General features: G+C 67.5%; 5 protein-coding genes. All 5 read right to left on the bottom strand.

The genetic code is table 11. The features are described from left to right. Positions 1 to 248: 248 nt before the first annotated feature. The gene (locus SX243_24505; protein ID MDY7096149.1) at positions 249 to 755 is read right to left on the bottom strand and encodes a TerB family tellurite resistance protein; all 507 of its coding nucleotides are present in this window, start codon (positions 753 to 755) and stop codon (positions 249 to 251) included. A 30-nt stretch (positions 756 to 785) separates the two neighbouring features. Next, positions 786 to 2672 (bottom strand): dihydrolipoyl dehydrogenase, encoded by a 1887-nt coding sequence (gene lpdA, locus SX243_24500; GenBank protein ID MDY7096148.1) that lies wholly within the window; start codon positions 2670 to 2672, stop codon positions 786 to 788. A 40-nt stretch (positions 2673 to 2712) separates the two neighbouring features. Further along, complete coding sequence (gene aceF, locus SX243_24495) at positions 2713 to 4101, bottom strand: dihydrolipoyllysine-residue acetyltransferase (GenBank protein ID MDY7096147.1); 1389 nt, start codon at positions 4099 to 4101, stop codon at positions 2713 to 2715. Between the two features lie 135 nt (positions 4102 to 4236). Further along, the gene (gene aceE / locus SX243_24490) at positions 4237 to 6903 is read right to left on the bottom strand and encodes a pyruvate dehydrogenase (acetyl-transferring), homodimeric type (protein MDY7096146.1); all 2667 of its coding nucleotides are present in this window, start codon (positions 6901 to 6903) and stop codon (positions 4237 to 4239) included. After that, a partial coding sequence (locus tag SX243_24485) for a hypothetical protein (GenBank protein MDY7096145.1) occupies positions 6828 to 7010 on the bottom strand: 183 nt, incomplete at its 5' end. The genes SX243_24485 and aceE, both read right to left, overlap by 76 nt.

The following is a 7010-nucleotide window of genomic DNA, read 5'->3' as shown; positions in this document are numbered from 1 at the left end:
CTGCGGCAGCAGCTCGTCGGCGAAGTCCAGGGGTAGGAAGTCCCGGTGGGCACCGGAGCCGAGGTAGTCGGCGAGGGAGGCACGGGGCGGGGTTTCGGCCTTGTCTTCGGCGTTGGGATTCTCCGCAGAGGTTTGGGCGAAGAGCGCCGTAGGGGCGGCCAGCACCATCAGGACCAGCGCCGCCAGGGACAGCCGCAGGATGCCGAGCTGGCCAGGGTAGCTACGAAGGGTCGGGGAGGAAAAGCTGCTCAGGATCTTTCTTCCCGGTCTTCCTCGGCAGCGTCCTCGTTCTGAGCCTGGACGATGCGCGCCCGGGCGCGCTGCTTGGCGGCGATGTAGTCCTTCTGAGGCACGTGGAGCAGCCCTTTGATCTTGCGCATGATGTGGTTCTCACCGGCGGCCAGGTGGCCGTCGGCGAAGACCACCCGCCACAGGCCTTCCGTCACCTCGAGCTTTTGCTCCGGCGTCAGGTTCCGGTGGATGGGGCGGGTGAATTCATAGAGGGAGACGGACTCCTCGGCCTGGGAGGCGGCGAGGTCGAGGAGCTCGTCGGTCTCCTCCGGCGACAAGCCCAGGATCTCCTGCAGCGACGCTCGGGCGGCGCGGTGCTCGGTGTCGTCGGCGTGAAAGTCCGAGTGCATCACCTGCAGGAAGAGAGCGGCGGTGGCCAGCTGCACCGGGTCCGCCGCGTCGGTTGGGTCGGGGGATCCGGCCTCGGCGCCGAGGAGCTGGCGCAGGGTTTGGAGCAGGCTCACGGTTTCGCCTCGCTCACGGCGTCGGCCCCCTCATTGGGACGACGCGGCCTTCTTGCGCCGCTTCGGAATGTAGAGGTCGGTGAGGGTGCCCTCGAAGGCCTCGGCGCTCATGGCCACGGTCTCCGACAGGGTGGGGTGGGGGTGGACGGTGAGGCCGATGTCTGCGGCCTCGCTGCCCATCTCGATGGCCAGGGCGATCTCGGAGATCAGATCCCCGGCGTTGGGTCCCACCACGCCGCCGCCGATGACCCGATGGGTTTCCGGATCGAAGAGCAGCTTGGTGCTGCCTTCGTCCCGGCCCATGGCCAGAGAGCGGCCGCTGGCGGCCCAGGGGAAGGAGGCCTTTTCATAGGGGATGCCCTCGTCCTTGGCGCGGGTCTCGGTGACGCCTACCCAGGCGACCTCCGGATCGGTGTAGGCGACGCTGGGGATGACCCGGGCGTCGAAGGCGCTGGCCTCGCCCGCTATGACTTCCGCCGCCACCTTGCCCTCGTGGATGGCCTTGTGGGCAAGCATGGGCTGGGAGGTGATGTCGCCGATGGCGAAGATGTGGTTCACGTTGGTGCGCAGCTGCTCGTCGGTGGGGATGAAGCCGCGGTCGTTCACCTCGACTCCGGCCAGCTCCGCCTCCACCAGATCGCCGTTGGGGCGCCGGCCCACCGCCACCAGCACGCGGTCGAAGGTGTCCTTCTCCGGCGCGTCGTCGCCCTCGAAGGTGACCTCGATGCCTTTCTTCTTGGCCTCGACGGCGGTGACCTTGGTCTTCAGGTAGATGTTCTCGTAGCGCTTCGCGATGCGCTTGTGGAGGGGCTTGACCAGATCCTTGTCGCAGCCCGGGATCAGGCTGTCCATGAGCTCCACGACGGTGATCTTCGAACCCAGGGCTTCATAGACCGTCGCCATCTCCAGGCCGATGATGCCGCCCCCCAGCACCAGCAGCCGCTGTGGCACTTCCGCCAGCTCCAGGGCGCCGGTGGAGTCCATGATGCGCTCGTCGTCGGTGGGGATGAAGGGTAGCTCCACCACCCGCGAGCCGGCGGCGATGATGGCATGACGGAAGTAGATCTCCTGGGTCTCGTTCTCGCCGTCGCCGTCGCCGTCGCCATCGCCGTTCTTGGACGAGCGGGTGACCGTCAGGCGGTGGGGTTGGGTGAAGCGGCCCTCGCCGTGGACCACTTGCACCTTGCGGCGCTTGGCCAGGCCGTCGAGGCCGGAGGTTAGGCGGTGAACCACCGAGTCCTTCCACTCCCGCAGCGGGTCGAGCTCGATCTTCGGCTCGCCGAAGGTGATGCCGTGATCGGCGAAGGAGCGGGCCTCGTCGATGACTTTGGCGGCGTGGAGCAGAGCCTTGGAGGGGATGCAGCCGACGTTGAGACAGACACCGCCGAGGCTCTCGTAGCGCTCCACCAGCACCACGTCGAGCCCCAGATCGGCGGCGCGGAAGGCGGCGCTGTAGCCGCCGGGGCCGGAACCCAGCACCACGACGTCGGCCCGGATGTCGGCACCCTCGCCCTGGTCTTCCGGCTCGTCGTTGGCCTGGCCGGTCTCGGCTTTGGACTGCGGCCGCTGCTCCTGGGGGGCTTTCTCGTTGGCTTCCTCGGGGGCTTTCTCGGCAGCGTCCTCGTCGGCGCCTGGCTCGGCCTCGGCGGAAGCTGCCGAATCTCCAGCAACCGCCTCGTCCACTTCCAGGGTGAGGATCACCGTGCCCTCGGCGGCCTGGCCGCCGGCCTCTACCTTCACGTCCTTCACCGTGCCGGCCCGCGGGGACGGCACCTCCATGGAGGCTTTGTCGCTCTCCAGGGTGATGAGGGAGTCCTCTGCCTCGACCCGGTCGCCGGGGGACACCAGCACCTCGATGATGTCGACGGAGTCGAAGTCGCCGATATCCGGGACCTTGACCTCGATGATCTTGCTCATAGTCGTCTCGCTCTCAGCCTTGGTTGCGCGGAGGGGTGGATCACAGGAGCAACCGCCGCAGGTCCGAGAGGAGCCCGCTGAGGTGCACGATGAAGCGCGCCGCCGCGGCGCCGTCGATGACCCGGTGATCGTAGGACAGGCTCAAGGGGAGCATCAGCCGCGGCACGAAGGCGCCGTCCTGGTACACCGGCTTGAGGGCGGATCGGGAGACCCCGAGGATCGCCACCTCCGGCGCGTTGACGATGGGGGTGAAGGCGGTACCGCCGATGCCCCCGAGGCTGGAGATGGAGAAGCACCCGCCCTGGATGTCCTTGGGGGTGAGCTTGCCCTCCCGGGCGCGGCCGCTGACCTCCCCCAGCTCCTCCGCCAGCTGGTAGAGGCCTTTCTGGTCCACGTCCCGAATCACCGGCACTACCAACCCGTCGGGGGTGTCCACGGCGACGCCGATGTGGACGTAGTGCTTGAGGATCAGGCGGTCGCCGTCGGGGTGCAGGGAGCTGTTGAATTCCGGGAACTCCCGCAGCGCTCCGGCGCAGGCCTTGAGCAGGAAAGCCACCGGGGTGAGCTTGACCCCGCGGGCGGCGGCTTCTTCCTTGTGGGCCTTGCGGAAGTCTTCCAGGTCGGTGATGTCCGCCTCGTCGAATTGGGTGACGTGGGGAACGTTGACCCACGAGCGATGCAGGTGTTTGGCGGAGATCTGGCGGATGCGCGAGAGAGGCTGCTCCTCGATCTCGCCGAATTTGCTGAAGTCCTGGGCCGGGATTGGTGGGATGCCGGAGCCCGCCGCGGTGCCTGCGGGCGAACCGGTGCCGGAGCCCTGAAGGGCCTTCTTGACGTAGGCTTGGACGTCCTCTTTGAGGATGCGACCCTTGCGGCCGGTGCCGTCGATCTTGCTCAGATCCGCTCCCAGCTCGCGGGCGTAGCGGCGCACCGCGGGGCTGGCGTGGGCGCTTTTGAAGGTCTCGGGGTCGATGTCCCGGTCCACGGGGCCGCTGGCGCTTGGCGCAGCGGCCTTCGAATCACGCGTCTCCGAATCACCGCTCTTCGAGTCGCTGGATCTTGAGTCTCCGGCCTTGGAAGCCTCCGGCGCTGGCTCGTCCGCCGCCGGCTCGGACTCTTTCTCCTCCTCTTCCTTCTGCGGGACCTCCTCCGACTCGCCGCTCTCCTCGGCGGAGTCTTCGCCGCCTTCCGCGACCTCGAGGGTGAGGATGACGGCGCCCTGGGCCACCTTGTCGCCGGCGCTGATCTTCACGTCCTGGACGGTCCCGGCCTCCGTCGACGGCACCTCCATGGAGGCCTTGTCGCTCTCCAGGGTGATCAGCGGGTCGTCCACCGCTACCTCGTCACCGCTGGCTACCAGCACCTCGATGACGTCGACCTCGTCGAAGTCCCCGATGTCCGGAACCTTGATTTCTTTGATCTGCCCCACGACGGTCCTCCTCCGCTGCGCGCGGTGGTTGCTCTCAGCTGGTTCTACGGCTCTGCTTGGCTTCCGGTCCCAGTCTTCCCGGTTCGGGTATGCCTGGTCCCGCGACCCTGAGGTGTCCGGCCTCGTGATCGACGGTCATACGGTGGTGGGGTCCGGGCGCTCCGGGTCGATGCCGAATCGCTTCATCGCCTTGTGCACCTCCGAGACCTCGGCGGCGCCTTCGTCGACCAGGGCCTTGAGAGTGGCGACGACGACCCAGTTACGGTCGATCTCGAAGAAATCCCGGAGGGCTTCCCGAGTGTCGCTACGGCCGAAGCCGTCGGTGCCCAGCACCGAGAAGCGCCCCGGCACCCAGGCCCGGATCTGGTCCGGGAAAGCCTTCATGTAGTCGGTGGAGGCGATCACCGGCCCCGCCTGGCCCTGCAGGCATTGGGTGGCGTAGGCGGTGCGGGGCTCCTCGTCGGGATGCAGCAGATTCCAGCGGTCCACCGCCAGGCCATCCCGCCGCAGCTCGGTGAAGCTGGTGACGCTCCACACGTCCGCCACCACGTCGAGCTCCGCCAACAGATCCGCCGCCGCCAGCACCTCCGGCAGGATGGAGCCGCTGCCCAGGAGCTGTACCCGGCGCTTCTTCTTGCGGCCCTCGCCCTTGCGCAGCAGGTACATGCCTTTGAGGATGCCTTCTTCGGACCCCTCCGGCAGCGCTGGATGGTGGTAGTTCTCGTTCAGCAGGGTGAGGTAGTAGAAGACGTTCTCCTGCTCCGTGAGCATGCGGCGCATGCCGTCCTGCATGATCACCGCCACCTCGTAGGCGTAGGTCGGATCGTAGGCGCGGCAGGAGGGGTTGGTGGCCGCCAGCAGGTGGCTGTGACCGTCCTGGTGCTGCAGCCCCTCGCCGTTGAGGGTGGTGCGGCCGGAGGTGGCGCCGAGGAGGAAGCCCCGGGCCTGCATGTCGGCGGCGGCCCACGCGAGGTCGCCGATGCGCTGGAATCCGAACATGGAGTAGAAGATGAAGAACGGCAGCATGGGCACGCCGTGGTTGGCATAGGAGGTGCCGGCGGCGGCCCAGGAGGAGAAGGCGCCGGCTTCGCTGATGCCCTCCTGAAGGATCTGACCGTCCGCCTCCTCGCGGTAGCTCATCAGCTGCTCGGCGTCGATGGGCTCGTAGAGCTGACCGACGGCGGAGTAGATGCCCAGCTGTTTGAACATGCCCTCCATGCCGAAGGTGCGGGCCTCGTCGGCGACGATGGGCACCAGGTGGGGCTTGAGCTCCTTGTCCCGTACCAGGGTGGAAAGGAAGCGCACGAAGGCCATGGTGGTGGAGATCTCGCGGTCGCCGGAGTCTTTGAGCAGCAGCTTGAATTTCTCCAGCGCCGGCACCTCGATCTTCGGCGCCTCGGTGACCCGCGCCGGCAGGCTGCCTCCCAGCTCCTCCCGCCGCTGCGCCAGATAGCGCCGCTCCGGGCTGTCCTCCGGCGGCCGGTAGAAGGGTAGATCGGCGACCTTCTCCGCCTCGATGGGTACCTGGAAGTGGTCCCGGAAGGCCAGCACGTCGTCGTTCTCCAGAGTCTTGATCTGGTGGGTGGCGTTCTGACCCTGGCCCACCGGACCCATGCCGTAGCCCTTGATGGTCTTGGGCAGGATCACTGTCGGCTGGCCTTTGTGGCGGCGGGCGGCATCGAAGGCGGCGTAGATTTTCTGCAGATCGTGGCCGCCGTAGGTCAGGGTGGCGAGCTCCTCGTCGCTCCAGTCTTCGACCATCTTCGCCAGCTCCGGCGAGGCGCCGAAGAAGTGCTCCCGTAGGTAGCTAGCGCCGTGGACGGCGAAATGCTGGTACTCGCCGTCCACCAGCTGCTCCATGCGGCGGCGCAGGTGGCCTTCGGTGTCCTGGGCCAGGAGCCGGTCCCAGCCGCTGCCCCAGATCACCTTGATGACATTCCAGCCAGCGCCCCGGAACATGGACTCCAGCTCCTGGATGATCTTGCCGTTGCCGCGCACCGGGCCGTCGAGGCGTTGGAGGTTGCAGTTGATCACGAAGACCAGGTTGTCCAGACGCTCCCGGGCGGCGAAGGTGAGGGCTCCCAGGCTCTCCGGTTCGTCGGTCTCGCCGTCCCCCAGGAAAGCCCAGACGGTGCGGTCGTGGTCCTCCGTCAGCCCGCGGGCGATGAGGTATTTGAGGAAGCGCGCCTGATACATGGCGAGGAGCGGTCCCAGGCCCATGGAGACGGTGGCGAATTGCCAGAAGTCCCCCATCAGCCACGGGTGGGGATACGAAGAGATGCCCGGCGGGTGGACCTCGCGGCGGAAGGCCTCGAGCTGCTCTTCGTTCAGCCGGCCCTCGAGGAAGGCGCGGGCGTAGATGCCCGGGGAGGAGTGGCCCTGGATGTAGAGCAGATCCCCGCGGTGTTCTTCCGTCGGGCCGTGCCAGAAGTGGTTGAAGCCCGTTTCGTAGAGGTTGGCAGAGGAGGCGTAGGTGGCGATGTGGCCGCCGAGGCCGCTGAAGTTGCGGTTGGTGCGCACCACCATGGCCATGGCGTTCCAGCGCAGGAGGTTGAGAATGCGCTCTTCCATCTGCGGGTCCCCGGGGTGGGGCGCTTCATCCTGCGGTCGCAGGGTGTTGACGTAGGGGGTGGCGGTGCCGCGGGGTGGGGCGATGCCGCCGCGGATGGCCTGGGCCGCCAGCTCCCGCAGCAGGAAGTGCGCCCGCTCGGGGCCGTCCGCTGCAATCACCGACTCCAGCGCGTCGAGCCATTCGCGGGTTTCTTGGGGGTCGATGTCGTGAGTGCGCTCAGATCCAGCCATGGTGTGCAGTTCCTTGATTTGCTGGGCTCGACGGTGTCACTGAAGACCTGGCGACCGTTGACCTCCACCACCACCGGCTGAGAGAGGTCCACCTCGTCCGGGGAGAG

The organism is Acidobacteriota bacterium (assembly GCA_034211275.1).
GTDB lineage: Bacteria > Acidobacteriota > Thermoanaerobaculia > Multivoradales > JAHZIX01 > JAGQSE01.
This window is presented reverse-complemented; position numbering and strand designations above follow the sequence as displayed.